This window comes from Thalassotalea sp. 1_MG-2023, assembly GCF_030546745.1.
Taxonomy (GTDB): domain Bacteria; phylum Pseudomonadota; class Gammaproteobacteria; order Enterobacterales; family Alteromonadaceae; genus Thalassotalea_C.
Window position 1 is genome coordinate 13735 of record NZ_JAUOPD010000019.1, and the last position, 26321, is coordinate 40055.

The following is a 26321-nucleotide window of genomic DNA, read 5'->3' on the forward strand; positions in this document are numbered from 1 at the left end:
TATGAACATTAGTCGGTTTTTAGCTGTCGTTAAGGCACGTAATTTAGAATTTGTTAGAGATAAGTCATCGTTAGGTTGGAGTATTTTATTTCCTGTTATTTTGTTAGTGGTGCTTTCATTTGTTTTCTCTGGTGATGGTAAAGCCGCTTATAAAGTAGGTGTGATAGATTTAACAAATGTTGAATCAAACTTTCTGCAAACGAAGTATATAGATTTTGTTGATTACCAAGATGTCACGCTTGCGCAAACTAAGCTTGCTCATCACAGCCTTGATATGGTGGTTGATTTTACCAATCAACGGTATTGGATCAATCAAGACTCTCCTAATGGTTATTTAGTTGAAAAAATATTTTTAGCTGAGCAATCAGGCTTTGAAGCATTATCAACTAAGGGTGAAAAAATACGCTATGTTGATTGGGTGTTACCCGGTATTTTAGGAATGAATATGATGTTTTCATGCTTGTTTGGTGTGGGGTATGTCATTGTCAGGTATAGAAAAAATGCAGTTTTAAAACGATTAAAGGCAACTCCGCTAACGGCATTAGAATTTGTCAGTGCGCAATTAGTATCACGCACGATTATCGTGATGCTAACCTCAAGTATTATTTATATTGGCTGTAACGTTTTCTTTAATTTCTATATGTTAGGCAGCTATTTAGATTTATTTATCGTTGGTTTACTGGGGTCATTAAGTTTGATCACCTTAGGGTTATTGATGGCTTCAAGAAGTAAAAGTGAAGAGCTTACTGGCGGATTGCTGAATCTAGTTTCTTGGCCAATGATGATGCTTTCCGGCGTTTGGTTTAGCCTTGAAGGCGCACCTAAAGGGTTACAATTTTTTGCTGACTTTTTACCTTTGACTCATTTAGTGTCAGGCGCACGAAAAATTATTACAGAAGGGGCAAGTTTATCAGATATTAGTTATCACTTAGCGATAATGGCGGTGATGACTACCGTTTTCTTATCGCTAGGCGCTTATTTTTTTAATTGGAATACAGAACGTTAATTTTGTATAAACGGGTGGGTTAACTTTTTAATATCTGACTGAGGCGAATCAGCCTGCGTAAACAATAAAGTATCTATACTAGCAAGTGTTGATAAGTTGGTATAAGAACCTAAAGAACCTTTTGGTAATTTAACTAATGGCGTGATAGTTTGCGTGGCAAAACTGTAAAAGCTAATAAGGTGGTAACGCCGATAATTTTTACGGTAATAAATACCTTGGTTGGTATACTCCCATGCATACGTGACTCTAAAAACCTTTCCAGATAGCTTCTCTAAAGGGTTGTCATTAAACAAATTATTATCTAATTCTTTCTGCCAAAGTCCTTTTTTGTTGGCAGTATACACTAACGTTGAAGGGGAAGTCATAACACCAAAGCGACCACCATCAAACGTTAAGCGTTTGCTTTCTCCCGTTGTTATGTCAATTTGATGTAAATCTACGTATTCACTTTCATAGACTGCAGAAATAATGGCGTCGTCTTGCCAAGACCAGGTAGGACGATTGTGTTCTTTATGTTGGCTAGGCACGATAGACAACTTTTGCGTGTCCATATGGTAGATGTAAATTCTGTCTGATTCATTACCTTCTATTGGTGCCAGAAACGCAATTTTTGAACCGTCGTGTGACCATCGCGGGTAACGGATAGAACGCTCTAAAAAGGTTAACTGGGTGCGATTTTTTCCAGAGGTATCAGTTAACCATAGTTCATAAAAACCTGACTCATTAGACACATAAGCAATTTTGTTTTGCTGTTTAGAATAATGTGGGTGATGATGGCTAAATTCTGATTGTATCAACGGAAAAGGTGTTGAAACGATATCACTATCAAGAGCGAGTGTTGCTAAATGGTATTTTTCACTTCGTTGTTGAAAAAACAATTCTCCACTTTTGTTGGCAAATGCAGGGTAACTAAAGCCATCAATATCAATTTTAACCGTTTTCTTTTTAGCAATATCAACAATATGACCTGTTCTTCGATCAGCTCGTTGAGCAGCATATACCAGTTTTTTGCCAGAAGGGTGCCAAGTTAAGCCTACTATGTCTTCTTCATTATAAGTAATAGGGGTCGCTTTTTTGCTAGCAAGATTTACCAGATAAATATTTTCATTAAAACGGCTAACACGTCGGGTAACAGCAATATGTTTTCCATCAGGGGAAAATTTAAAGTCTCTGTCTTTATAACCACAATCTCTACTACAGGAAAAGCGAATCGGCTGGCTTTGTTGGTCGGTTAAATCAATAAAATAGATCCCGTTGTTTTCTGCCGGTTCGTGAAAGCCATGAAAGGCAAGGGTTTTGTCATCAGGTGAAATATCAATGTAGTAATAACCACCTTTTAATGGGCAGTCAGCAATAGGCTTTTCTTCTCGTGTTTTAATTTTTAATTGAATTACTTGGCATTGGCTACGATCAGCTGCACGCTTGGCAAAATATAAATATTGGCCATCGTTACTCCAAACAGAATGACTTAGATGATTATTGCCAAAGGTCAGTTGTTTTGGTGGGTGTTTGTCGTTCGTACGATCTTTTACATATAAATTATTATCAGCTTGTTCACCACTCCACTTAAAGACAATTTGTTGGCCATCAGGTGACGGCGAAGCAAAAAGCTCAGTACCCGGTTCTTTGGTAATTTCACTAACTACTAGGTCGTTATATTGCTTTGGTTGCGTTAATTGCATAACTACAATTGCAAGTAAGCCAATTAAAGCAACAGCAAGTGCAATGACCCCTTTAGGGGCTTGATTAGCAGTGGGCAATTGACTTTCATTTTCTAACGGAGTTGGCGGCTCAGTAACGGGTAAGTAAACGGGCTCAATTAATAATCGGTAACCTACTTTTCTAATTGTCTCAATCACTTCACTATCGCCAGCTGCACCTTGCAGATTCTGACGCAAGTGCCAAATGGCATTGGTTAGCGCTTTTTCGCCAACGTATTGGTTGCCGTTCCAGACATTTTCTATCAATTCATCTCTGGGAATAACGCGTGGATATTCCTTTGCCAAATAGCACAACAGCTCTATGAATTTCGGTTGAATGGATTGTTTTTCTTGTTCGGAAAAACAAATCGCGTATTCGATGGGGATCACTTGACATTGACCAATAGTGAATACCGAATCTGAAATCATAAATCGAGCTAATGCCTTGTTATATATTTGGGGTGGAGTACAAAAACGTTGCAAAATAATAATAGCGATTACTCACAACACATACAATATAAACTCGTCTTAAAAGTGTAACTATTTTACATTTATACAAAAAAGCAATGACGATATTGTTATTTATTACTTAATGATTTTAAAAGGAAAAATAAAAATAGATGTTAAATAGAGATAGAAAAGACGCTCAGCCGATTGTGCCATAACCTACACTTACGTAAATAAGTAGCTAAAGCAAAAATAATAAAAGTCGTTGCTTATAATTACTGTCACATTTTTTATGAACTAAGTGGTGCATGAAAGTTGGCAGAATAAAAAGAAAGTCACATAAAAAATAAGGGAAATGTCATGAAAAAAACACGTATTTCGGTCGCGATACAGTCAGCTATGTTTAGCTCTGTTGTTGCTATCTCTGGTACTGCTTCAGCTGATGAAAATCAGTTACTTGCTGAAGTGGAAGCACAATCTTCTTCAGCTCAAAGTTCGTCAGAAAAACAGGTAAAAGAAGATAAGCCTGAAAAAATTACCGTGACAGGTTCACGCTTAAGACGCGATAGTTTCAGTGTTGCGACACCATTAGCGACAATGGACAGAGAAGCCATTGAAGATACTGGTATTGGTTCTTTATCAGATATCTTAATTGATGAACTTCCTCAATTATCAGAAGGCACAAGTAACAGTAACTCTCAATCAAGTGTGCAAAATACCGGCCTTTCAACTATTGATCTACGTGAATTAGGTACGAACCGTACGTTAACGTTAATTGATGGTCGTCGTGTTGTGTCTAACAGTTATAGCGGTAACTATGTCAGCTTAAGCACTATACCTTCAGGTATGGTAGATCGCGTAGAAGTTATCACTGGTGGTGCATCAGCTGCATATGGCTCAGACGCTATTGCAGGTGTTGTAAACATTATTACTAAAAAAGATGCCGAAGGTTTTTCTTTTAAAGCACGTGGCGGTGAATCAACAGACGGCGGTGCTCGCGAGTACGGTTTAGATATGGATTTTGGTACAGATATCGCTGATGGCCGTGGTAGCATTTTCCTAGCAACAAGCTATGACCGTGAATTTGGTTTAGATTTTGAAGATCGCAGCCGTGCGCAACAGCAAGACTCATGGGATTATGATGATGATCTTATGTGTAATGTAATGCTAACGGAAACTGGCGATCAATGTATGCGTGACATAACGAAAGCGGATTGGCGCAGTTTAAGTGACTCGATCCCTGGTGGCGTATTTGATGAAGAAAGTAGCACACGTCCAGATGCTGGCTTTTGGTATGATCAAAATGGTTTACGCGATGATTGGCATGAAGAACGCTACGGCATTAATACTAATCAGTTTGTAATGCTTCGTGTACCTGATGAAAAAGCATCTGCGGCAGTAAAAGTTGATTATGATCTAACTGACGATACGATGTTCTACGGTCAGTTACAATATAGCTATAACCGTTCAATCAATGATAAAGCACCTGAAAGTGAAGATGAATGTGATTTAATTGTTACCCGTGATTCATCGACGGGCGAGTTTGGTGAAGACTGTATCGGTCGTATCCCTAAAAACAATCCGTTTATGCCGGAAGAAATTCGCGATCAAGCAAGTTCTAGCGGTGTAAAATGGGATAGAAATTTTGCTGAAGTTGGAAACATTGTTACCGATAACACTCGAAGAACTATTCGTTCGTGGGCTGGTTTACAAGGTACTATGTTCGATGGCGAATGGGATTGGGATTTATCTGTAGGTTTTGGTAAGTTCGAACAACGTCAACGTCGTTTTAATGAGCTTTATGTTTCAAATGTACGCAATGCATTAGACGTAGAAAGTGACGGTAATGGTGGTTACCAATGTGTTGACGCTACTGCTCGCGGCGAAGGCTGTGTACCGTTAAACTTATTTGGTGAAGGCGCTATTTCTGATGAAGCAGCTGATTACATTCGTGCAAATCCAACCATCAACACTGATATTGAGCAATTCAATATGCTTGGTTATATGGCGGGCGACTTGTTTGAAATGCCAGCTGGTATGGTGTCTTCGGTATTTGGTTTTGAATACCGTAAAGATTCACAAGAAGTAAGCACAAATGTACCTGATGGCGGTGTAACGTTTAATTACGTGCCTGATTTTAAAGGTGATTTAAGTGTTGCAGAAGTGTTTGCTGAGGCGGCATTCCCATTATTAAAAGATGTTGAAGGTGCGAAAAACTTATCAGCTGAGGTATCAGTTCGATTGGCTGAATACGACTTAGATAACATCGATTTAGTACAAAGTTACAAAGCAGGTTTAGTGTGGGAACCTATCGAAGGGTACGCTGTTCGTGCTAATTGGGCTCGTGCGCAACGTGCACCAACGATTACTGAAGCCATGTCACCACCGCGTGGTGATTACGATTCATTTGATGATATTTGTGATGGAGTTACTGCGACATCAACAGATGAAGGCCATGCAAATTGCCGACAAATTCCAGGAATTGCTGCCGAAATTGCTGCTGAAGGTCAATTTGATGACGAGAATAGTGGTTATTCACCTAATGTGGGTAATGCCGACTTATTTGAAGAAACCGCGGAAACAGTAACACTTGGTATCACGATGGCGCCGGCATTCTTAGATGGTTTTAGAATGGCGATTGATTACTATGACATTTCAATTGAAGATGCGATCACCTCATTTGGTAACGAAGATATCATTGAGTTTTGTTATAACTCTTCGCTAGCGTTTGGTAGTGATAACCCTTTTTGTAATGACGTACAACGTGACCCAACTGATGGCCAAATTATTGGTGTAATGCAACGTCTTTATAACCAAGATGAAATCAGTACCAGTGGTTATGATGTAGCCGCTGAATATCGTTTTGATTTAAATGAATATGGTAATGTTAAAATCAAAGCCGATTGGACTCATGTAATAAGCTACCAAGAAACAAAAACATCTCCTGATGGCCAATACACGACAGATTACACCGGCTCATTATCTGCTGACGTATTCCAAGATGCGGCAAGTGCATCGGTAACTTGGTACAAAGATAGCTGGCGTGTTCGTTGGAGCATGAAATATAAGAGCGACGTTGTTTCAAGTAAGTCACTTTATGATGATTTTTACGAGCCGCTTGATGCAGAAGGTAATGGTGGTGTGATCACTGAATACTACGCAGCATGTGCTGAAGACTCAAGTGTGTGTGTTGATAACCCAGAAAAACCTTACCAGTTATTCTTACCGTCATATGTGCGTAATGATGTGTCTGTTTCTTACAGCACTGATTTAAGCAGCGGTGCGGAGTTACGCTTATTTGGTGGTGTTAACAACGTGTTTGATAACAATGGTCCATTCATCCTAGGCGGTAAAGGCAACTATGACAGCTCTTACGGCGGCGGAAAAGGACGATTCATTTATGCTGGTGCAGAAATAAAGTTCTAATCAGCTGATAAATTCTCTCTGGACGAATCATTTTCACAAGGACGTGAAATCAAGTGATATGGACGTTACTGCTAAGTGCAGCACAGGGATGTGTTTTTTATTTAATATTTATAGGTATTAATATGTCTAATATCGGTAAATGGTTACTGCTTGGGTTACTTGGAGCGAGTGTTTCAAGTTATGCAACAGATGATGAGCAATCAATGTTTGTTTCTGACGGACCTTATATTAAGAAACAAGAAGGCGAGCTTACCGTTGAGTGTGTTATCAATAGTCAAGCAAAACGCTATCAAGGGTTATCATTTATTGCCCGCATGCAAATTGATAACTGTGGTTACCCGGTAACCTTGTCGAATATCGACTTTATTGAAAAAACCACGCTTACGTTCAACACCAAACAACGTATTGTGGCAACAAGTGATTTTCACGGGCAATATGCGATTATGAAACGCTTATTACAACGTAATGGTGTAATTGACAGCGGGAATAATTGGGCATTAGGCAAAGGACATTTTGTGATCACTGGCGATATTTTTGATCGTGGTGACAAAGTGACTGAAATATTATGGTTTATTTATCAGTTAGAGCAGCAAGCAAAAGCTGCTGGTGGTTATGTTCACTTACTTTTAGGTAACCATGAAGTAATGGTGCTTAACGGTGATCTTCGTTATTTACATCCCAAATACCTTGATGTTGCGAGAATTTTAGATTCACCGTTTGAATTACTTTTCGACAAAAATACAGTACTTGGTGACTGGTTAAGAAGTAAACCTGTATTAGTAAAAATTAACAATATGTTGTTTGCTCATGGGGGATTTCATCCTGAACTAGTAGAAAAACAACTGACCTTAGCAAGCATCAATACAAGCTTTAAAAAGAATCTCATTAAACGAGAATTACCTGAGTCAAGATCAGAGCTTGGTGAGTTCTTACATAAAAAGAAAGGGCCAGTTTGGTATCGTGGTTTATTAAAAGATAATGGTGCAACGTCTGCTGAAATTGATTTGCTGCTTAAGCATTTCGATGTAAAGCACCTTGTGATTGGGCATACGTCGCAAAAAGAAGTCTTAACAAAACATCAAGGCCGAGTGATTGCTATAGATTCAAGTATCAAACGTGGACAATATGGCGAAGTGTTAATCGTCGACGGCGATAAAAAATGGCGCGGTACACTAGATGGTAAACAATTACCGTTAGAAAACCATGAGTAATATGAACTATCATCGATAATCATATCGTTAGTAATCGATAGCAATAACATGGAGACGTTATTTCATCTAAGGGTCTGTCTTTGAAAACGCAAGTTGGGTATTTGTGTAGGTGAATACTCAAATATATTATTGCTATACTGTACCTGTAATGTTGATTGTAGGATACGCTGTTGTTAAAAGTTATTGGTATATTTTTTGTTGCACTTGCCGCCCTTGGTGCAGTGTTACCTCTATTACCTACCACGCCATTTTTGTTGGTGGCCGCGGCGTGTTTTGCTAAATCGTCGCCTCGGCTTTACAACATGTTGCTGGCAAATAAAGTATTTGGTCCATTAATTTACCATTGGCAACAATCAAGAAGCATTCCTAAAAAGGGAAAAGTGATTGCTTTAGCGTCGATGTTAATAGCTGCTGCTTGGTCGTTGTATGTTTTAGAGTATATGTGGTTGAAAATACTCACAGTACTGCTAATTTGTGGACCGTTTATTTTTATATGGCGTTTGCCTATCGCAGGTAAACGCATTGAATAAAGTAATGCTACTACAGACGACTGATTTGTATTCCATGCAAACAAAGCAATGGTTAAACATTGCTTTGTTGCTAAGTTAGGGCTTTGTTCACCAATGCAGCTAAATGGGAAGGCAACGTAAATGTTAATGCAATATCTTGTCCTTGCGCTGACATTTTTCTCCACGTTTTTTGCAAGATAGAAATGACTTTCTCATCGCTATGTTTTTCAGCAAACGGTGCAAAGTAATGCTGTAAGAACACTAAACAGGCAACATCTTCAAGTGTTTGACTGTCTTGATCTCGTTTTAATTTTTCTTTTCTAATGATTTTAGCGGTGTGTTCAGCTTCTTGTTCATTATAACCATGTTCTAACATAACCTTTTTGGCAATATCTGCGTGCATTTTCCCTAAGTCTTTACGCCAAGTTAAGTAGCCTTGTTTACCTTCGGGATATTCTGTGCGGGCGATATACCAACGTTTGACGTGTTGTGCTCTTACGGCAACTTGTAAACACTCATTTGCCTCTGGCCAGTATTTATTTAGGCAGGCAGTCATTTGATGACCGTAAATTAATTCTTTTGCAACGCTTTCATTATTGATGGTGAGTGTATTTGGATCTTGTCGGTTAATTTTATCAATAGCAGCGAAAGCTTGCTGACAACGTTTTACATTCATATAAACGCTCTTTAAACAGGAGATATATACAGATGATATCGTTTTCGAACATCTCTGCAAGTTTTCGTTTCGAATATTATCGACTATTTTATATAGATTGGTGACAACTTTGTGTTGTTGTTAATCAGCGAAATGCGTATAATGCTCTCCCGTCTTGTTGAGGTGGCATTAGTGTAATATTTCATCGCACTTTCTTGCCGATTCAACACACAAAAACGCAAATTTTTCTAATTTTCCTGATTCTGGGTAACGCATGACAACTAGATATATTTTCGTAACCGGTGGCGTTGTATCGTCTCTTGGTAAAGGTATTGCGGCAGCATCTCTTGCGGCAATTCTTGAGGCACGTGGCTTGAAAGTTACGATGTTAAAGTTAGATCCATATATTAATGTTGACCCAGGGACAATGAGCCCCATTCAACATGGTGAAGTTTTTGTTACAGAAGATGGTGCTGAAACTGACTTAGACTTAGGTCACTACGAGCGCTTCATTCGTACCAAAATGACAAAGCGAAATAACTTCACTCAGGGCCGCATCTATCAAGATGTACTTGCGCGCGAGCGTAGAGGTGAGTACTTAGGTGCAACTATTCAGGTAGTACCGCATATTACCAACGACATTAAACGCAGAGTAATCGAAGGCGCTGAAGGTGCTGACATTGCGATGGTTGAAATTGGCGGTACGGTTGGTGATATTGAATCACAACCCTTTTTAGAAGCTATACGACAACTAGGTACAGAGTTAGGCCGCGAGCGTGCTATGTTTATGCATTTAACGCTTGTGCCATATTTAGCCGCATCAGGTGAAATCAAAACTAAACCTACGCAGCATTCTGTAAAAGAGTTACGTTCTATTGGTATTTTTCCTGACTTATTAGTATGTCGTAGTGAAAACCCAATACCTGCTAACGAGCGTGGTAAAATTGCTTTATTCTGTAATGTAGCAGAACGTGCGGTTATTGCGATGCGTGATGTAGACTCAATTTACAAAATTCCCGCAATTTTAAAAGAGCAGGGTGCTGATGAATTAGTAACGAAACGTTTTGGTATAGACGCACCGGAAGCTGATTTATCTGAATGGGAAAAAGTACTGTACCAAGAAGCGAATTCAATCAGCGAAATTAGAGTTGGCATGGTAGGTAAATATATCGAGTTACCTGATGCCTATAAATCAGTTAATGAAGCACTGAAACATGCAGGGTTGAAAAACCAGTTGAATGTTAAAATTCAATATATCGATTCTCAGAATATTGAATCAAAGGGTACTCAACAGTTAGATGATTTACACGCTATATTAGTGCCTGGTGGCTTTGGTGAACGTGGCGTAGAAGGGAAAATACTTGCTGCACAATACGCCCGAGAAAACAAAGTGCCTTATTTAGGTATTTGTTTAGGTATGCAAGTTGCCTTAATAGAGTTTGCACGTAATGTAGTGGGTATGGAAGACGCGCACAGTACTGAGTTTAATCAAGCAACGCCATATCCTGTTGTTGGTCTTATTAATGAGTGGTTAGACGAAGAAGGCCAAATGGAATATCGTGATGAAAACTCAGATTTAGGCGGTACGATGCGCCTAGGGTCACAATTGTGTCACTTACTGAAAGGTACCAAGGTATGCGACGTATATGGTAGTGAAACAATTTATGAAAGACACCGTCACCGTTATGAGGTAAATAATAACTACAGAGATAAAATCGGCAAGGCTGGTTTAGTTTTTTCTGGGTTATCTACCGATAAGAGCTTGGTAGAGGTGATAGAAATTCCAGATCACCCTTGGTTTATTGCAGGACAATTTCATCCGGAGTTTAATTCAACGCCTCGAGATGGACACCCGCTATTTGAGAGCTTTATTGCGGCTGCTTACGAGTACCGTAAAAATAAATCAAATAAAGCATAATCTTTTTAAAACCGTGGCTCTTGCTGCGGTTTTGTGTTTTTAACACTTACGTTTACTTTTGTCGATGTAAGTACATTATTTATAATTAGCTTGTTCATAGGCTGTCATGAACATGAGTCAGAGGAAAAACAATGTCAAATATCAGTAAAGTGATTGCACGTGAAATAATGGATTCACGCGGAAACCCTACCGTAGAAGCAGATGTGTTTTTAGCATCAGGTGCTTGGGGACGCGCTGCGGCTCCTTCTGGGGCATCAACAGGTTCACGTGAAGCACTTGAATTGCGTGATGGTGATAAATCACGTTACTTGGGTAAAGGGGTATTAAAAGCGGTTGCAGCAGTCAATGAGAGTATTGCTCCTGCACTGATTGGTAAAAGTGCATTGGCACAGGCTGAAATAGATCAAACGATGATCGATTTAGATGGTACTGAAAATAAAGAAAAGTTCGGTGCAAATGCTATTTTAGCGGTATCGCTTGCTAATGCAAAAGCCGCTGCAATGGAAAAGAAAGTTCAATTATTTGAACATATCGCAGATCTAAACGGTACATCTGGCCAATATTCGCTACCTTTACCTATGATGAATATATTAAATGGCGGTGAGCACGCAGATAATAATGTTGATATTCAGGAGTTTATGATTCAGCCCGTGTCTGCTAAAAGCTTTACAGAAGCACTTCGTGTTGGCGCTGAAATCTTTCATGCATTAAAAAAAGTGTTATCAGCAAAAGGTATGAACACTGCCGTTGGTGATGAAGGCGGCTTTGCACCTAATTTAGAATCTAATGCTGATGCATTAGCTGTTATTAAAGAAGCAACTGAAGCAGCAGGCTATAAGCTAGGTGAAGATGTTACGTTAGCAATGGATTGTGCAGCATCAGAATTTTATGATGCTGATAAAGGTATTTACGATCTGAAAGGCGAAGGCAAGCAATTTACAGCCAATGAGTTTTCTGACTTTTTAGCTGAGCTTTGCGCACAATACCCTATTGTATCTATTGAAGATGGGTTAGATGAATCAGACTGGGACGGCTTTGCTTATCAAACCAAATTACTTGGCGATAAAGTACAAATCGTAGGTGATGACTTATTCGTGACCAATACTAAAATATTAGCTCGTGGTATTGAACAAGGTATTGGTAACTCAATTTTGATCAAGTTTAACCAAATAGGTTCATTAACTGAAACTTTAGCGGCAATTAAAATGGCAAAAGATGCTGGGTTTACTGCTGTTATTTCACACCGCAGTGGTGAAACTGAAGATGCAACCATTGCTGATTTAGCTGTGGGTACTGCTGCAGGTCAAATTAAAACTGGTTCGTTATGTCGTTCTGACCGTGTTTCTAAGTACAACCAATTATTAAGAATTGAAGAATACTTAGGTGATAAAGCAATATTTAACGGTTTATCTGAAGTAAAAGGTCAATAGTTTATTCATTTCATAAAAACCACGTTATTGAAACAATTCACTAACGTGGTTTTTTTATGGATATTTCTTGGCGCTATTGTTTAATAAGGTGAACATCGCGTTGTGGGAATGGAATCTCTATATCTGCTTCTTGTAATGCTAAATAAATCGCTTTATATGCCTTGAACTTGTTTTCGTATAAGTTTTCTGTCGGTGTCCAAATACGTAAAGCAATATCAATTGAGCTATCGCCAAATGCTTCGATGCCTATTTGAGTTGCTTTAGCACCCCCTGAAATATCTAAGGTTTCAATCACCTCTTCTAATAATGCTATTGTTGATATTGGATCTTCTTTATACGCAATACCTACGGTAAGTTCTAATAAGCAATCATTTTTAGAATTGTGTAATATCTCGCCAACGATATGCTTATTGGGGATGGTAATCTCAACGTTATCTTTATCAGCAATAATGGTATAAGCAAGTAATACTTGTTTAACCACACCTGTTACCCCTTGCACGGTAATTGTGTCGCCGACTACAAACGGTCGGATCAAAATAATATTAAACCCTGCTGCATAATTTGAAAGTAATCCCTGAAGTGCTAACCCCGCGCCCAATGAAATTGCACCAATCGCGGCAATAAATGGCGTAACACTAATACCAAGCTTCGCCAATGCAACTATCGCAATCATGACAACAATCAGCATTTTGGCAGTGTTTGATAAGAATTGACTAAGCGTAATGTCTAATTGGTGTTTTTGGCATATTTTTAATACCGCATTAGCAATTTTCCCCGCTAATATAAAGCCGATGATAAAAATAATGATCGCGCCAATTAATTGGAAAGTGTAGGTGGTAAAAAACTCAACAGTTACTTGGTAAGCTTGGGTAATTAAATCAAGTTCGTTTTTAAGTAACTGACTTGGGTCTAGCCCATCAACTGCTGGTGGTGGGCTATTTTTGGGTTCTTGAAAAAGCATTATCTACTCCCTTGTATTTCAAAAGATAAAGCAAAGTGATTTTAAAGCTAGTGTAAACGAGATTTAAAAATGAAGCGATTAAAAACAGATACAGACATTCGCTAAAGTAGCAATTTATCTTTCACTAACAATCAAGTATGCTTAAAGTGTGAACAAAATAGGGTGTAGAGTAATAATTTTAGCTTATGACTGAGCAAGTATCTTTATGGCAAGATGAATCACAGTCAGCAGACTTTGCTGAGCTTTGCTGTGCTTTATATGAGCGAGAAGTCACTTCGCTATGCAGAATGCAGTTAAACTCAACAAACGCTATTCAGGGGCGTTTAAAAAGTCTCTCTTATTATGTAAAGCGTACTGCATCGAGTATGTTACAAGCGAACACACCACTTACCTTAGATATTCAAAATGCCAGTTGGTCCGCAAAACAATCTATCCACCTTCCTCTTGCAGGGCAAGGGATTGATGAGGTTAATCAATGGTATTTATCCGTGCCGTTAACACATGGTTTAGTGGTTCCTGTTGCTGATGAATCACGTATTATGCTTGATTCAATTGATCGTATCGATATGGAAAACCAAAGGTTTCGAACCAACACCTTTGGTTGGTTTACACTTGATGGACAACAGACTCAGTCGATCAAATTATTAAAACCAAATAAGAAAGTAATGACAGCAGCTTGTACAGGACATACTTGGTTAAATGATCAAAAGGCAATACCAACTATGCCAACATTAAGAGAATTGTTACTGTCATGTGCAATAAATTGGCGTAATTTCAAGCAAACCCTAACAATTAAGCCTTGAATTCGTGCTTGCATGTTTACAGCAGGTTAATCGCATTTATAATAATGCTATCTTTTTAACGGTTGTTATCAATTGATGCGTTTTATCTCAGGCATTTTGCTTATATTTTTAATTATGCTGCAATATCGACTTTGGTTCGGTAAAAACAGTGTGCCTGATTACCTTGCTCTAGAAGATGAAATTGCGAGACAACAAGCTGATAATGATAAATTAAGAAAGCGTAATAAACTGCTCTATGCTGATACCGATGACTTAAAATCAGGTGTTGAGGCCATTGAAGAACGTGCTCGTAACGAATTGGGCATGATTAAGCAAGGTGAAACGTTTTTTCGCATTATTACCAACAAACCCAATAAAGGCTAGCAGTTAGAATGCCTCAAACTCCTAAAATTGTTGCTGTGATTCCTGCTGCTGGTGTTGGTAAGCGCATGCAAACTCATTGTCCTAAGCAGTATTTATCGATAGCCAATAAGACCATTTTACAACATACCGTAGACAAGCTTGCTAGTCACCCTAGTATCTCATCAATTGTTATTTCGGTGAGTAAGTCTGATCAATACTTTGCTTCAACACAATTAGCAGAACACCCAAAAGTTAGCGTAGCTAAGGGTGGCAAAGAGCGCGTTGATTCTGTCCTTAATGGGCTTTGTGCCATTGAAGAGCAAACCGTTGACTGGGTTATTGTACATGACGCAGCAAGACCTTGTATTACACATCAAGATATTGATCTGCTGATTGAACAATGTCTTTTACAGCAAACGGGTGGGTTATTAGCAATACCTGTTAGAGACACGATGAAAAGAAGCTATGTTGAAGACAAAACTGCTTTCGTTAAAAAAACTGTTGCTCGCGAACATTTATGGCATGCTTTAACACCACAAATGTATCCTGCAAAACTACTAAAAAAGGCTATTGAACAAGCGCTCATTGATGGCAAAGCGGTCACAGATGAAGCGTCAGCAATTGAATTGGCGGGTGGATCGAGCCTATTAGTGCAAGGAAGAGCTGATAATATTAAAATCACTCAACCGGATGATCTAGCAATGGCAGAATTTATTTTATTAAAACAACAGGACTACTCATGCGAATAGGACATGGCTTTGATGTACACAAGTTTGGTGGTAAAGGGCCTATTGTGATGGCTGGCGTGAAAATTCCTTATCAACAGGGTTTTCTTGCACATTCTGATGGAGATGTTGCTATACATGCGCTTTGTGATGCAATTTTAGGTGCGTTATGTTTGGCTGATATCGGTAATCATTTTCCCGATACTGACAATCAATATGAAAATATTGATAGCAGGGTTTTATTACGGCACGTAGTAGGGTTAATGAATGAACATGGTTTTAAGTTAGGTAATGCAGATATTACGATTGTAGCGCAAGCACCCAAAATGGCGCCTCACTTAACTGATATGCGCGAAATTTTATCCATTGATATGCACTGTGCTATTAACCAAATTAATGTCAAGGCAACCACAACCGAAAAACTCGGTTTTGTAGGTGAGGAGCGTGGTATTGCGGTTCATGCGGTAGTGTTATTGGTGTCTAATGAACAATAATTTAATGAGCCAGTGGCGATACCTCTTTGGCAAGCCAGAAATAACAGGTGATCTACGCACACAGCGTGAAGATTTTAAAGTGTTTGAAATATTGCCTTTTTCACCCTCAGGTGAAGGCGAGCATTTGCTTATTCATCTTAGAAAAACAGGGGTCAATACCACGTTTGTTGCAAAACAACTAGCTAGTTTTTTTAATGTTAAAGAAAACTTAGTCACCTATGCTGGCTTAAAAGATCGATTCGCAGTGACTGAACAATGGTTTGGAATACATCTTCCAGGTAAAGCAACAGATAACCTTGATGAATTAGTGCTTGATGGCGTAGAGATACTGTCATTTCATCGTCATAATAAAAAGTTACGTATAGGCGCGCTAAGTGGTAATCGCTTTGAAATAACATTGAGAAATATTAGCGATATTGTTAAGTTGCAGCAGCGATGGCAGGCAATAAACCATTTTGGAGTGCCAAATTACTTTGGTGAGCAACGCTTTGGCATTGATGGCGAAAATATTAATAAAGCGCGTGAATTGTTTTCAGGAAAGAAAGTGAAAAATAAAAAAATGCGCGGCATGTACTTATCAGCTGCGCGTTCATTTATTTTTAACCACCTTGTTTCATCACGTATAGAAAATGAGCAGTTTGATCAGATACAGGTTGGCGATGCGTTAATGTTGTCAGGCACACAATCAGTATTTAAAGTTGATGAAGTTACCGCAGACCTTCAACAACGTTTAGCCGAGGGTGATGTTGACCTAACCACAGCAATGTGGGGCAAAGGTGAATTATTTAGTTTTGCAACAACAGCAACACAAGAACAACAAATAGCGACGTTACATGAAGATTTATGTCGTGGCTTGATTAAGCATGGCTTAAAACAAGAACGTCGTCGTATTAGGTTAATGCCACGAGATTGCCATATTCAAGTAGACCATGAGAAAAAGCACGCGGTACTAACGTTTTCGCTTGATGCTGGCTGCTTCGCCACTTCAGTATTACGTGAACTTTTGTGTTACCAAGACTTAACCGTTAGATAGAGTAGTAAATAATGAGAATATTATTAAGCAATGATGACGGTGTTAATGCGCAAGGCATTAAGGCGTTATACCAAGAGTTGAAAAAGATTGCAGAGGTTACTGTTGTTGCTCCTGATCGCAATTGTAGTGGTGCAAGTAATTCACTTACGTTAATTAATCCGTTAAGAGCGCAAAAATTGGAGAATGGTTTTTATTCTGTTAACGGTACACCTACCGACTCAGTGCATTTAGGGATCAGTCAGCTAATGGACCCTGCACCTGACTTAGTTGTTGCAGGCATTAATCATGGGGCTAACTTAGGTGATGATACGCTTTATTCAGGGACAGTTGCTGCAGCAACCGAAGGACGGCATATGGGGATGCCAGCTGTAGCAGTGTCGTTAGCAGGTAAAGACGAAAAACATTTTGAAACAGCTGCTGTTGTTGCCGCAAAATTTATCCAGCGGTTGAGACAACACCCGTTACCTGCTGATCAAATAATTAATTTAAATGTACCCGATGTACCGTTAACAGAAGTTAAAGGTATTAAAGTGACACGTTTAGGTCATCGTCACAAAGCTGAAACTATGAAAGTAAGTAAAGACCCATGGCAACGGGATATTTATTGGTACGGAGCTTTAGGGGCAGAACTTGATGCCGGAGAAGGCACAGATTTTAATGCGGTCAGTAAAGGATTTGCATCGGTAACACCGTTAACGGTCGATATGACAGCTTATAAAAGTATGTCAATTATGACTGAATGGATTAATGAATTTCAATTAAGAGAATAATAAAATGAATGTCAGAGTAAGACATCGAGTGGGTGGAAAATCCACACGTAGTGGTGAGTTGCTGGCGCAAAAGTTACAATCCGAGGGGATAAAAAATCCTCAAGTGCTACAAGCAATTGCACGCAGCCCAAGACATATATTTATCCCAGAAATATTAGCACATAAGGCGTATGACAATACCGCGCTACCTATAGGCCAAGGACAAACGATTTCTCAGCCATATATTGTTGCAAAAATGTCAGAATTACTTTTAGCTGATGGTATCCCTGATAGTATTTTGGAAATAGGCACAGGTTCCGGTTATCAAACATCAATTTTAGCGCAGTTAACGCCGCATGTTTATTCTGTTGAACGTATTAAATCTTTGCAATTTCAAGCGAAAAGAAAATTACAATCCATAGATTTTCATAACATTTCTATGAAACATGGAGATGGCTGGAAAGGTTGGAAAAGCAAAGCACCATTTCAAGCTATTATAGTTACTGCGGCACCAACAGAAGTACCGCAAGCACTATTAGAGCAATTAGCAGATGGCGGACGTTTAGTCATTCCCGTTGGAGAGCAAACACAAATATTGAAAATTATTAAGCGACAAGGTAATGAATTTAATGAACAACATGTAGAAGCAGTTCGCTTCGTTCCATTGGTACCAGGAGCGGTACAATGAAAATATTTACTGCGCTCTATGATTGGACCATAAAGTGGGCTAAGCATAAATTTGCGCCAGTCATTCTTGCTATTCTAACGTTTGCTGAATCTGTATTTTTTCCTATTCCGCCTGATGTGTTATTAGCACCGATGGTTGTTGCAAAAAGACATAAAGCTTGGTTTTATGCCTCTTTAACAACTGTTGCATCTGTGATGGGTGGCGTTGCGGGTTATGCACTTGGTTATTATATGTTTGAACCGTGGATACAGCCCTTAATAATTGAATGGGGCAAACAAGAAACGTTTGATCAAGCAGTATTTTGGTTCAAAGAATGGGGGGTATGGGTAGTATTTATTGCTGGCTTTTCTCCTGTTCCTTATAAAGTTTTTACGGTCAGTGCTGGTTTTTTACAAATGGCATTTTTGCCGTTTTTATTCGTATCAGCGATTGGTCGAGGTTTGCGTTTCTTTTTAGTTGCAGGTCTTATATACGCTGGCGGTGATCAAATGGAACAAAAACTCAGAAAATGGGTTGATATTCTTGGTTGGCTATTGGTAGCCTTAATTGCTATCGCTTACTTCGCACTTAGATAAAAAAGTTTAGTTCATTTAAAAGAGGGATTTGTGCTTAATCGAATTGTTGTTTGCATATTGTTAATGACTTTATTTGCTTGTTCATCAAGGCAAACACCAGCACCCGTTATCGAAGCGAAAGCCAAAGTACCGTTAAGTAAACAAGTGCGAAATAGCTTATCAGGTACCGAATATATCGTGAAGAAAGGAGAAACGTTATATTCTATTTCTTGGCGTGCTGGTTTAGATGTTAGAACACTTGCATCCTATAATGACATTTCCCCCCCGTTTAAAATATTTCCTGGACAAAAAATATTTTTAGCTAAAAAATCCATGAAGGCGAGTAAAAATAAACCTTCAAGTAAAACAACACAGAAACAACAGCAAAAAGTTGTAAAAAAACCTGTTGCATCAAATAAAAAGCAGGCGTATGGTAAAAATGTAAGAGGGCAAAAAACATACAAAAAGTCCTCTGACAATGTAGGAACATTTTCACAAAAAATAAGAACGTGGAAATGGCCTGCAAGTGGAAAGCTCATCAATAAGTTTTCTACGAGAAAACAAGGTAATAAAGGAATTGACATCGCAGGTAATCGTAATGATTCTGTGAAGGCAGCAGCTGATGGCAAGGTAGTATATGCCGGTGATGTGTTGCGAGGATATGGCCAATTGGTAATCGTTAAACATAATGATGATTATTTAAGCGCTTATGCTCATAACAATCAAATTTTGGTCAAGGAGCAGCAAACTGTTAAAGCAGGTCAAGTTATTGCGAAAATGGGTGATAGTGGCGCGGAAAGAGTCATGCTTCATTTTGAAGTTCGCTTCCGTGGTAAACCAGTAAACCCATTAAAGTATTTGCCGAGAAGATAAAAACTAAAATAATAATTTGGAGATGACGTGAGTATTTTATAAGTAATTCAGCTTTGCGAATGATGGGAGATTATAGCATGAGCAAAAAAAAAGAATTAAAAAGTGAAACTGTCGAAAACGCTGTTAATGCAGCAGAACAGGAAGTAATAGACAAAGTACAGGATGATGTACCTTCAAATTTAGATGCCACACAGTTATACCTTGGTGAAATTGGCTTTTCACCCTTATTAACTGCTGAGGAAGAAGTTTATTTTTCTCGTTTAGCCCTAAAAGGTGACGAGCCCTCTAGAAAACGTATGATTGAAAGTAATCTGCGTCTTGTCGTAAAAATTGCACGCCGTTATAACAATCGTGGCTTACCGCTATTAGATCTCATAGAAGAAGGGAATTTAGGCTTAATTCGTGCTGTTGAAAAGTTTGATCCTGAACGCGGGTTTAGATTTTCAACCTATGCAACGTGGTGGATACGTCAAACGATTGAACGAGCGATCATGAATCAAACGCGTACTATTCGCTTACCTATTCATGTAGTCAAAGAACTAAATATCTATTTAAGAACTGCTCGTGAGTTGGTGCAAAAGCTCGATCACGAACCAACCGCAGAAGATATTGCTCATGCTTTAGATGTACCGGTTGCCGATGTATCGAAAATGCTTCGTTTGAATGAGCGTATTGCGTCAGTAGATACCCCATTTGGCGCTGAGTCAGACAAAGTATTGTTAGATGTTATACCCGATGAAAAATCAAACGGACCGGAAAACAACTTACAAACAGATGATATTAAAAATAATATTGTGCATTGGCTGAATGAGTTAAATTCTAAACAACGAGAAGTACTTGCACGTCGTTTTGGATTATTAGGCTACGAAGCTGCAACCTTAGAAGATGTTGGTGTTGAAATTGGCTTAACTCGCGAACGAGTACGCCAAATTCAAGTCGAAGCATTAAAACGTTTGCGCGATATTTTAAGCGGCCAAGACTTATCAATTGAAGCATTGTTTCAAGCGTAATAAGTATTAAGCAAAAGTTAGATAAACCAGCCAATTGGCTGGTTTTTTTGCTTAACCCTTTTAATGTACCTGACCCCTTTAATCTAATTTTTGCTTTAAATCATATAATAAATCTAAAGCTTGCCTTGGCGTTAAGTTATCTATGTCTGTATTTTCTAAAGCATTTACAACAGGGTGCTGAATATCAACGAGTGGTAGCTGTTCGTAGGGGGCTTTTAAGTCAATGTTAACACTTGGCTGTTGTGTCTCTAATTCTTTTAGTTTTTGCTTTGCTCGTTGGATCACACTATGGGGCACACCAGCTAGTTGAGCAACTTGTAAACCAAAACTTTTACTTGCTGCGCCTTCTTGTACTGCATGCATAAAAATAATGTTGTCATCGTGCTCTTTAGCATCTAAATGTACATTTGCTAATGTTGGAATTTGTTCGGCTAGTAGGGTTAGTTCAAAGTAATGACTGGCAAATAATGTATAAGCTTTAGTACGTAAAGCAAGCATTTCTGCACACGCCCAGGCGAGCGAAAGACCATCATAAGTACTTGTGCCTCTACCAATTTCATCCAGTAATACTAAACTGTTTTCAGTTGCATTATGCAGAATATTGGCTGTTTCCGTCATTTCAACCATAAAGGTAGAGCGACCACTTGCTAAATCATCAGAAGCACCAATTCGGGTAAAAATACGATCAACTAAGCCGACTTTGGCGGCATCTGCCGGTACAAAACAACCCACATGAGCAAGTAAAACGATTAATGCAGTTTGCCGCATATAAGTTGATTTACCGCCCATGTTAGGGCCAGTAATTATTAGCATTTTACGGCTGTCTGATAGTGCTACTGGGTTTGCAATGAAAGGATCTGTTGTCATTTGCTCTACTACAGGATGACGGCCATTATCAATATGGATGCCTGAGCCATCATGTAATGTTGGTTGTGAGTATTGTAAGGTTTCTGCTCGTTCGGCAAAGTTAGCGAGTACATCTAAAGTCGCCAATGAGTCAGCAAGAGACTGTAAAGATTCAATGTTTGGCAGGATCAGATCAAATAGCGCTTCATATAATTTCTTTTCTAAGGCCAAAAACTTACTTTGCGCGCTTAATACTTTTTCTTCATGAGATTTCAATTCTTCGGTGATAAAGCGTTCATTATTTTTTAATGTTTGTCTACGAATATACTCCGGCGGAACTTCATTTGAGCTTGCTCGGCTAATTTCAATATAAAAGCCATGTACTTTATTGTAGCCAACTTTTAATGATTGAATGCCTGTTTTCTCTTTCTCTCTTTGCTCGAGTTGGGCTAAAAACTCACTCGCGCCTTGACTGAGATCTCGTAAAGTATCTAATTCTTTATTGTAGCCAGGCGCAATTACCCCGCCATCTCTTATTAATACAGGTGGGTTCTCAACGATGGCAGCGGATAATAAATCACTGAGGTGAGTTATTGGTTGAGTATTATTAGCAACTCTTGAGAGTAGCTCACTTTTGGTATTAGCTGTAAATGGCTGTAGCATTGGTAAAATGTGTAATGCATTATTTAATCTTGCAAAATCACGAGGTCTAGCGGTTCTTAAAGCAATTCGGGCAACAATTCGCTCAACATCGCCCATTTTTTTTAATAACTCTTGAATGTCTACATATGACTCATGCTCAATTAACGTTGAAGTAGCATGCTGTCTCGCTTGTAACGTAGGTAAATCGCGCAACGGAAAATGCAACCAACGCTTAAGTAGCCTAGACCCCATTGGTGTAGATGTGCGATCTAATACCGAAGACAAGGTGTTTTCTTGTCCACCTTGTAAGTTCTGGGTTAATTCTAAATTTCGACGTGTGGCTGCATCTAGAATAACACCTTGTTGTGCTGACTCTGCTTTGATAGCACGTATATGCGGTAAAGCGGTTCGCTGAGTGTCCTTCACATACTGTAACAAACAACCGGCGGCTGCTATGCCTAACGGAAAGGGTTCAACCCCGAAGCCTTTTAATTCTTTAGTGTTAAATTGCTTGTTTAATAATGCCACAGAGGTTTGATGATCAAACTCCCAGTCAGGGCGTCTTCTTACTCCTTTAAAGCCGCGAATTAAAGCTTCATGCTCGAAAGATTCCGGATATAACAACTCCGCAGGTGATAATCGTTGTAATTCAGCTTGTAGTTGTTCGATAGATTGGGGTTCACAGATGACAAAACGTCCGCTAGTCATATCTAAGTATGCGAGACCAAAGTGTTCTTTGTGCTGAAAAATACAAACGAGTAAATTGTCTTGGCGATCAGACAATAATGCTTCATCGCTTATGGTCCCAGGTGTCACAATGCGAACAACTTTTCTTTCTACAGGGCCTTTACTGGTGGCAGGATCACCAATTTGTTCACAAATAGCGACAGATTCACCAAGTTTAACTAGCTTAGCTAAATAATTTTCTACGGCATGGTAAGGCACACCGGCCATTGGAATTGCATTGCCACCGGCTTTACCACGAGCTGTTAACGATATATCAAGTAAATCTGCGGCTTTTTTCGCATCATCAAAGAACAATTCGTAAAAATCGCCCATACGATAAAAAACTAAAATATTAGGAAATTCAGCTTTTATTGTCAGATACTGACGCATCATGGGGGTGTGTGAATCAAGGCTTTGGTTTGTGGTCATTAATTAACTTATCAATATGTTCTTATACTGTAGATTGTAATTTTAACTAAGGGGTGTATTCAACCTTAAATAGAGTAACTTTAGGTAAGTGTCTAAATATTTTACACTTTTGTAAGTTTTTTGTTGATTGAAATTCATAACTCGTTGTTTTTGAGGGTTATATTTATAGTGGCACTGTAATTGCTTTTGAGTTCGTAATAACAAAATGTTTTTAATTAACTTAATGGAATAACAAATGATTAATAAAACAATCAAAACTCTTTCTCTTTCTTTATGCTTAGTAGCTAGTTCATCTCAAGCGACAATATTAGACTTCTATGACACGATATTTAACGGTCAAAATCAATTTACAACGGCTGTAACAAGTGCAGGCAGTTCAGTAAGTTCAGTGACTTTGAACGGTTTAAGCGGTGGAAATTCATGGGATTTAGGCGATTTTACTATCTCTACAACTGATGGGTTTAATGAAAGTATTTATGGTGCAAGCTATGATAACTCTACAGGTGAAATGATCGGGATCGATCCAAGAGATAACAATGATAATGGCGCAGGCTCAGGTTTAACTTTTACATTTGACAGTGCTGTTAATGCATTAGGTTTTGAAGTAGGTGATTGGGCGACATGTTGTTTTACTTCAGAGTTATTTATTAGTTTTGATGGCGGTGCAGCAATTAAAGTAGCAAGCGCTACAAACGCTAATGATAATCCTGCAACTGCTGCTGGTGGTAATGCTGGTGATGCATTCTTCGTTGGTGCTATTGACGATTCATCACAATTTACCACGGTTACTTTTTTCGGTAATGGTTTTGGTGAGTTTTTAACTGCAGGTGGTACCATCATGTATTCAGCGCTTGATGTTGGTTCTGTGACAGTTCCAGAGCCTTCTACAATTGCTATTTTAGGTTTAGCAATGATGGGATTATCTTTTTCAAGAAGAAAAGCATAATCTAAAAGAAAATACATAAATGAAAAACGCTACTCGCTTTGAGTAGCGTTTTTTTTTGCTTGTTAGCTAAACCTTAAGACTAATAAAATATTCAATGTAAACAGACTACTACTGTTTAATTCAGTAAAAAAACTACTTTATAATAAAAAAACACTTGATACTGTACGACCATACAGTATACTTTGCGCATTACAAAGATTTATCCGAAACATTGGAGCAAGAAATGGACGATAACAAAGAAAAAGCACTCTCTGCTGCGCTAAGTCAAATTGAACGTCAATTTGGTAAAGGTTCAATCATGAAATTAGGTGAGAATCGTAGCATGGATGTTGAAACCATTTCTACGGGTTCTTTAGGATTAGATATTGCACTGGGTGCTGGCGGTTTGCCCATGGGGCGAGTTGTTGAAATATACGGCCCAGAATCAAGTGGTAAAACAACGTTAACGTTAGAAGTAATTGCAGAAGCACAGCGTAATGGCAAAGTATGTGCTTTTGTGGATGCAGAACACGCACTTGACCCTATTTACGCAGAAAAGCTTGGCGTGAACATTAATGAATTACTTGTTTCACAACCTGATACCGGTGAGCAAGCGTTAGAAATTTGTGACATGTTAACGCGTTCAGGCGCAGTTGATGTGATTGTGGTAGATTCTGTTGCTGCTTTAACACCAAAAGCTGAAATTGAAGGTGATATGGGTGATTCACATATGGGCCTTCAAGCGCGTATGCTTTCTCAAGCAATGCGCAAACTAACCGGTAACCTTAAACAATCGAATACCATGATGATCTTCATCAACCAAATTCGTATGAAAATTGGTGTTATGTTCGGTAACCCAGAAACGACAACAGGTGGTAATGCGCTTAAATTTTACGCTTCAGTACGTTTGGATATTCGTCGCATTGGAGCGGTAAAAAATGGCGATGAAATTGTGGGTAATGAAACACGCGTAAAAGTGGTAAAAAACAAAGTGGCACCGCCATTCAAACAAGTTGAGTTTCAAATTTTGTACGGTGAAGGTATCAACAGTTTAGGTGAATTGCTTGATTTAGGCGTGCAAAATAAGATGGTTGAAAAGGCTGGTGCTTGGTATAGCTATAATGGCGACCGTATTGGTCAAGGTAAAGCCAAAGCTGTTGAATATATGCGTCAACACCCCGAAGTATCGAAGGAATTAGATACTCGTTTACGTGATATGTTTTTAAATAAAAATACTGAAAGCGCTGAGCAAGAAGTAGCAGCAGAAGCAGAGTAAACGGTTGATATAAAATACTATTAGTATTTTGCGTTGCGTATTTTATTCTTAATAACCTAGATATTTCGAAACCCAGTAACAATGTTACTGGGTTTTTTATTGTTAACTTACTTTGAAACAGATGTAAAAGAACTTTATTAAAAGATGTTGAGCACAGACTTTTATAGGACTAAGTCATAATACGAGAGAGTGACAATTAGATATTTCACTATTAATTCAGAGCAAGAGAAAGATTTGTCGTCTTAAGCAATTAGATTAAATCCATTTTTTATATTACAAAAGATAGTTATTAGATTAATTCGGCGACTTAGTTAATATGTTATACATCATACTACCTAGCTGATCAGCCAATTCTTTAGTCGAGATGTTGAGGTTAGAAGATGTAATGCAGTAACCTTCAATGAATGGCAATAAAATAACCACCGTATTATCCAGTTGCTTATCTTCGCAATCCATGGGGGCTACTTGCTTAAGTGCTTCAAAAAGCATCGAGTATAATTGCTTATAATATTGTTCGACAGCTGATTTTACCGAACTATTACGCTCTGATATAGCCCAAATTTCTTTAAAAATAACAGAACAATTACTACTCTCAATATCATTTAGAATATGAAAGGCTAATAAACTTAATCTTTTTTGTGGTTCGAAGTTCATAGGAAATGAAAGTAAATGCATCGAGTCTGCATACTCTAATAAAAACCCTTCAAGTAACGCTGCCAAAAGCAATTCTTTGGTTTTGAAATAATACTGGACATTGCTTAATCTCATATCCGCTCTTTCAGCGATCTTGCGCATGGTCAACCCTTGATCACCAGACTCAACTAATATACTCATTGCGCAATTTAATATGTGCTCAGTCTTTGAACTCATTATGTCTTACTAATCATTCTACTGTTGAAGCTAAATATATAGAAATTGACACTCTAGGTCAAATGACCTATTC

General features: G+C 38.5%; 23 protein-coding genes. 18 read left to right on the forward strand and 5 right to left on the reverse strand.

The features are described from left to right. Window position 1: 1 nt before the first annotated feature. The gene (locus Q4489_RS13880) at window positions 2–1006 is read left to right on the forward strand and encodes an ABC transporter permease (protein ID WP_303481316.1); all 1005 of its coding nucleotides are present in this window, start codon (window positions 2–4) and stop codon (window positions 1004–1006) included. On the opposite strand, the gene Q4489_RS13885 is transcribed toward Q4489_RS13880, so the two are convergent. Continuing rightward, complete coding sequence (locus Q4489_RS13885) at window positions 1003–3135, reverse strand: winged helix-turn-helix domain-containing protein (RefSeq protein WP_303481317.1); 2133 nt, start codon at window positions 3133–3135, stop codon at window positions 1003–1005. The two genes, Q4489_RS13880 and Q4489_RS13885, sit on opposite strands and share 4 nt — an antisense overlap. A 378-nt stretch (window positions 3136–3513) precedes the next feature. Between Q4489_RS13885 and Q4489_RS13890 the strand changes: the two genes are divergently transcribed. From Q4489_RS13890 to Q4489_RS13900, 3 genes are all read left to right on the forward strand, one after another. Then, window positions 3514–6579 carry a TonB-dependent siderophore receptor gene (locus Q4489_RS13890; RefSeq protein WP_303481318.1) on the forward strand — a complete coding sequence of 1022 codons (3066 nt, stop codon included), beginning with the start codon at window positions 3514–3516 and terminating at the stop codon, window positions 6577–6579. A gap of 122 nt (window positions 6580–6701) precedes the next feature. Further along, on the forward strand, window positions 6702–7790 hold the full coding sequence (locus Q4489_RS13895; RefSeq protein WP_303481320.1) for a metallophosphoesterase: 1089 nt from the start codon (window positions 6702–6704) through the stop codon (window positions 7788–7790). A 170-nt stretch (window positions 7791–7960) separates the two neighbouring features. Beyond that, window positions 7961–8320, forward strand: coding sequence for a YbaN family protein (locus Q4489_RS13900; RefSeq protein WP_303481322.1), 360 nt, complete (start codon window positions 7961–7963; stop codon window positions 8318–8320). Between the two features lie 70 nt (window positions 8321–8390). Here the strand turns inward: Q4489_RS13900 and Q4489_RS13905 are convergent, their stop codons facing one another. Next, a complete protein-coding gene (locus Q4489_RS13905; RefSeq protein WP_303481324.1) occupies window positions 8391–8975 on the reverse strand; it encodes a DUF4202 domain-containing protein in 585 nt (194 codons plus the stop codon). A 253-nt stretch (window positions 8976–9228) separates the two neighbouring features. Here Q4489_RS13905 and Q4489_RS13910 point away from each other — a divergent pair, with 253 nt between their 5' ends. Both Q4489_RS13910 and eno read left to right on the forward strand, forming a co-directional pair. Beyond that, complete coding sequence (locus Q4489_RS13910) at window positions 9229–10872, forward strand: CTP synthase (protein WP_303481326.1); 1644 nt, start codon at window positions 9229–9231, stop codon at window positions 10870–10872. A 131-nt stretch (window positions 10873–11003) separates the two neighbouring features. Beyond that, complete coding sequence (eno, locus tag Q4489_RS13915; protein ID WP_303481327.1) at window positions 11004–12302, forward strand: phosphopyruvate hydratase; 1299 nt, start codon at window positions 11004–11006, stop codon at window positions 12300–12302. A 73-nt stretch (window positions 12303–12375) separates the two neighbouring features. Here eno and Q4489_RS13920 read toward each other — a convergent pair whose 3' ends face one another. Then, the gene (locus tag Q4489_RS13920; RefSeq protein WP_303481328.1) at window positions 12376–13263 is read right to left on the reverse strand and encodes a mechanosensitive ion channel family protein; all 888 of its coding nucleotides are present in this window, start codon (window positions 13261–13263) and stop codon (window positions 12376–12378) included. A gap of 185 nt (window positions 13264–13448) precedes the next feature. Between Q4489_RS13920 and Q4489_RS13925 the strand changes: the two genes are divergently transcribed. The 10 genes from Q4489_RS13925 to rpoS all read left to right on the forward strand — a co-directional run bounded on the left by Q4489_RS13925 (window position 13449) and on the right by rpoS (window position 20534). Beyond that, entirely contained in the window at window positions 13449–14066 is a 618-nt protein-coding gene (locus tag Q4489_RS13925; protein WP_303481330.1) for a hypothetical protein, read from the forward strand. A gap of 75 nt (window positions 14067–14141) precedes the next feature. Next, window positions 14142–14429, forward strand: a complete 288-nt coding sequence (gene ftsB / locus Q4489_RS13930; RefSeq protein ID WP_303481332.1) for a cell division protein FtsB — start codon at window positions 14142–14144, stop codon at window positions 14427–14429. A gap of 8 nt (window positions 14430–14437) precedes the next feature. Beyond that, the gene (ispD, locus tag Q4489_RS13935; protein WP_303481334.1) at window positions 14438–15157 is read left to right on the forward strand and encodes a 2-C-methyl-D-erythritol 4-phosphate cytidylyltransferase; all 720 of its coding nucleotides are present in this window, start codon (window positions 14438–14440) and stop codon (window positions 15155–15157) included. Further along, a complete protein-coding gene (ispF, locus tag Q4489_RS13940) occupies window positions 15148–15627 on the forward strand; it encodes a 2-C-methyl-D-erythritol 2,4-cyclodiphosphate synthase (protein WP_303481336.1) in 480 nt (159 codons plus the stop codon). Before ispD ends, ispF begins: the two co-directional genes overlap by 10 nt. Further along, window positions 15617–16660 carry a tRNA pseudouridine(13) synthase TruD gene (truD, locus tag Q4489_RS13945; protein ID WP_303481337.1) on the forward strand — a complete coding sequence of 348 codons (1044 nt, stop codon included), beginning with the start codon at window positions 15617–15619 and terminating at the stop codon, window positions 16658–16660. The genes ispF and truD overlap by 11 nt, the downstream gene beginning before the upstream one ends. An 11-nt stretch (window positions 16661–16671) precedes the next feature. Next, entirely contained in the window at window positions 16672–17430 is a 759-nt protein-coding gene (gene surE, locus Q4489_RS13950) for a 5'/3'-nucleotidase SurE (RefSeq protein WP_303481338.1), read from the forward strand. A 4-nt stretch (window positions 17431–17434) separates the two neighbouring features. Further along, entirely contained in the window at window positions 17435–18097 is a 663-nt protein-coding gene (locus Q4489_RS13955) for a protein-L-isoaspartate(D-aspartate) O-methyltransferase (RefSeq protein ID WP_303481339.1), read from the forward strand. Next, a complete protein-coding gene (locus tag Q4489_RS13960; protein WP_303481341.1) occupies window positions 18094–18672 on the forward strand; it encodes a YqaA family protein in 579 nt (192 codons plus the stop codon). Before Q4489_RS13955 ends, Q4489_RS13960 begins: the two co-directional genes overlap by 4 nt. 30 nt (window positions 18673–18702) lie before the next feature. Beyond that, a complete protein-coding gene (locus Q4489_RS13965; RefSeq protein WP_303481343.1) occupies window positions 18703–19524 on the forward strand; it encodes a peptidoglycan DD-metalloendopeptidase family protein in 822 nt (273 codons plus the stop codon). Window positions 19525–19601: 77 nt separating this feature from the next. Further along, complete coding sequence (gene rpoS, locus Q4489_RS13970) at window positions 19602–20534, forward strand: RNA polymerase sigma factor RpoS (RefSeq protein WP_303481346.1); 933 nt, start codon at window positions 19602–19604, stop codon at window positions 20532–20534. A gap of 78 nt (window positions 20535–20612) precedes the next feature. Here the strand turns inward: rpoS and mutS are convergent, their stop codons facing one another. Further along, on the reverse strand, window positions 20613–23177 hold the full coding sequence (mutS, locus tag Q4489_RS13975) for a DNA mismatch repair protein MutS (protein ID WP_303481348.1): 2565 nt from the start codon (window positions 23175–23177) through the stop codon (window positions 20613–20615). 235 nt (window positions 23178–23412) lie between these two features. Between mutS and Q4489_RS13980 the strand changes: the two genes are divergently transcribed. Both Q4489_RS13980 and recA read left to right on the forward strand, forming a co-directional pair. Then, window positions 23413–24123, forward strand: coding sequence for a PEP-CTERM sorting domain-containing protein (locus tag Q4489_RS13980; RefSeq protein WP_303481350.1), 711 nt, complete (start codon window positions 23413–23415; stop codon window positions 24121–24123). 223 nt (window positions 24124–24346) lie between these two features. After that, a complete protein-coding gene (gene recA / locus Q4489_RS13985; RefSeq protein ID WP_303481351.1) occupies window positions 24347–25378 on the forward strand; it encodes a recombinase RecA in 1032 nt (343 codons plus the stop codon). Window positions 25379–25672: 294 nt separating this feature from the next. Here recA and Q4489_RS13990 read toward each other — a convergent pair whose 3' ends face one another. After that, window positions 25673–26248, reverse strand: coding sequence for a TetR/AcrR family transcriptional regulator (locus tag Q4489_RS13990; protein WP_303481352.1), 576 nt, complete (start codon window positions 26246–26248; stop codon window positions 25673–25675). Window positions 26249–26321 lie beyond the last annotated feature (73 nt).

Bases quoted from the DNA above. Each gene is read 5' to 3' on its own strand.
- Q4489_RS13880 (WP_303481316.1), top strand. From the start codon at position 2: ATGAACATTAGTCGGTTTTTAGCTGTCGTTAAGGCACGTAATTTAGAA.
- Q4489_RS13885 (WP_303481317.1), bottom strand. From the start codon at position 3,135: ATGATTTCAGATTCGGTATTCACTATTGGTCAATGTCAAGTGATCCCC.
- Q4489_RS13890 (WP_303481318.1), top strand. From the start codon at position 3,514: ATGAAAAAAACACGTATTTCGGTCGCGATACAGTCAGCTATGTTTAGC.
- Q4489_RS13895 (WP_303481320.1), top strand. From the start codon at position 6,702: ATGTCTAATATCGGTAAATGGTTACTGCTTGGGTTACTTGGAGCGAGT.
- Q4489_RS13905 (WP_303481324.1), bottom strand. From the start codon at position 8,975: ATGAATGTAAAACGTTGTCAGCAAGCTTTCGCTGCTATTGATAAAATT.
- Q4489_RS13910 (WP_303481326.1), top strand. From the start codon at position 9,229: ATGACAACTAGATATATTTTCGTAACCGGTGGCGTTGTATCGTCTCTT.
- eno (WP_303481327.1), top strand. From the start codon at position 11,004: ATGTCAAATATCAGTAAAGTGATTGCACGTGAAATAATGGATTCACGC.
- Q4489_RS13920 (WP_303481328.1), bottom strand. From the start codon at position 13,263: ATGCTTTTTCAAGAACCCAAAAATAGCCCACCACCAGCAGTTGATGGG.
- Q4489_RS13925 (WP_303481330.1), top strand. From the start codon at position 13,449: ATGACTGAGCAAGTATCTTTATGGCAAGATGAATCACAGTCAGCAGAC.
- ftsB (WP_303481332.1), top strand. From the start codon at position 14,142: ATGCGTTTTATCTCAGGCATTTTGCTTATATTTTTAATTATGCTGCAA.
- ispD (WP_303481334.1), top strand. From the start codon at position 14,438: ATGCCTCAAACTCCTAAAATTGTTGCTGTGATTCCTGCTGCTGGTGTT.
- ispF (WP_303481336.1), top strand. From the start codon at position 15,148: ATGCGAATAGGACATGGCTTTGATGTACACAAGTTTGGTGGTAAAGGG.
- truD (WP_303481337.1), top strand. From the start codon at position 15,617: ATGAACAATAATTTAATGAGCCAGTGGCGATACCTCTTTGGCAAGCCA.
- surE (WP_303481338.1), top strand. From the start codon at position 16,672: ATGAGAATATTATTAAGCAATGATGACGGTGTTAATGCGCAAGGCATT.
- Q4489_RS13955 (WP_303481339.1), top strand. From the start codon at position 17,435: ATGAATGTCAGAGTAAGACATCGAGTGGGTGGAAAATCCACACGTAGT.
- Q4489_RS13960 (WP_303481341.1), top strand. From the start codon at position 18,094: ATGAAAATATTTACTGCGCTCTATGATTGGACCATAAAGTGGGCTAAG.
- rpoS (WP_303481346.1), top strand. From the start codon at position 19,602: ATGAGCAAAAAAAAAGAATTAAAAAGTGAAACTGTCGAAAACGCTGTT.
- mutS (WP_303481348.1), bottom strand. From the start codon at position 23,177: ATGACCACAAACCAAAGCCTTGATTCACACACCCCCATGATGCGTCAG.
- Q4489_RS13980 (WP_303481350.1), top strand. From the start codon at position 23,413: ATGATTAATAAAACAATCAAAACTCTTTCTCTTTCTTTATGCTTAGTA.
- recA (WP_303481351.1), top strand. From the start codon at position 24,347: ATGGACGATAACAAAGAAAAAGCACTCTCTGCTGCGCTAAGTCAAATT.
- Q4489_RS13990 (WP_303481352.1), bottom strand. From the start codon at position 26,248: ATGAGTTCAAAGACTGAGCACATATTAAATTGCGCAATGAGTATATTA.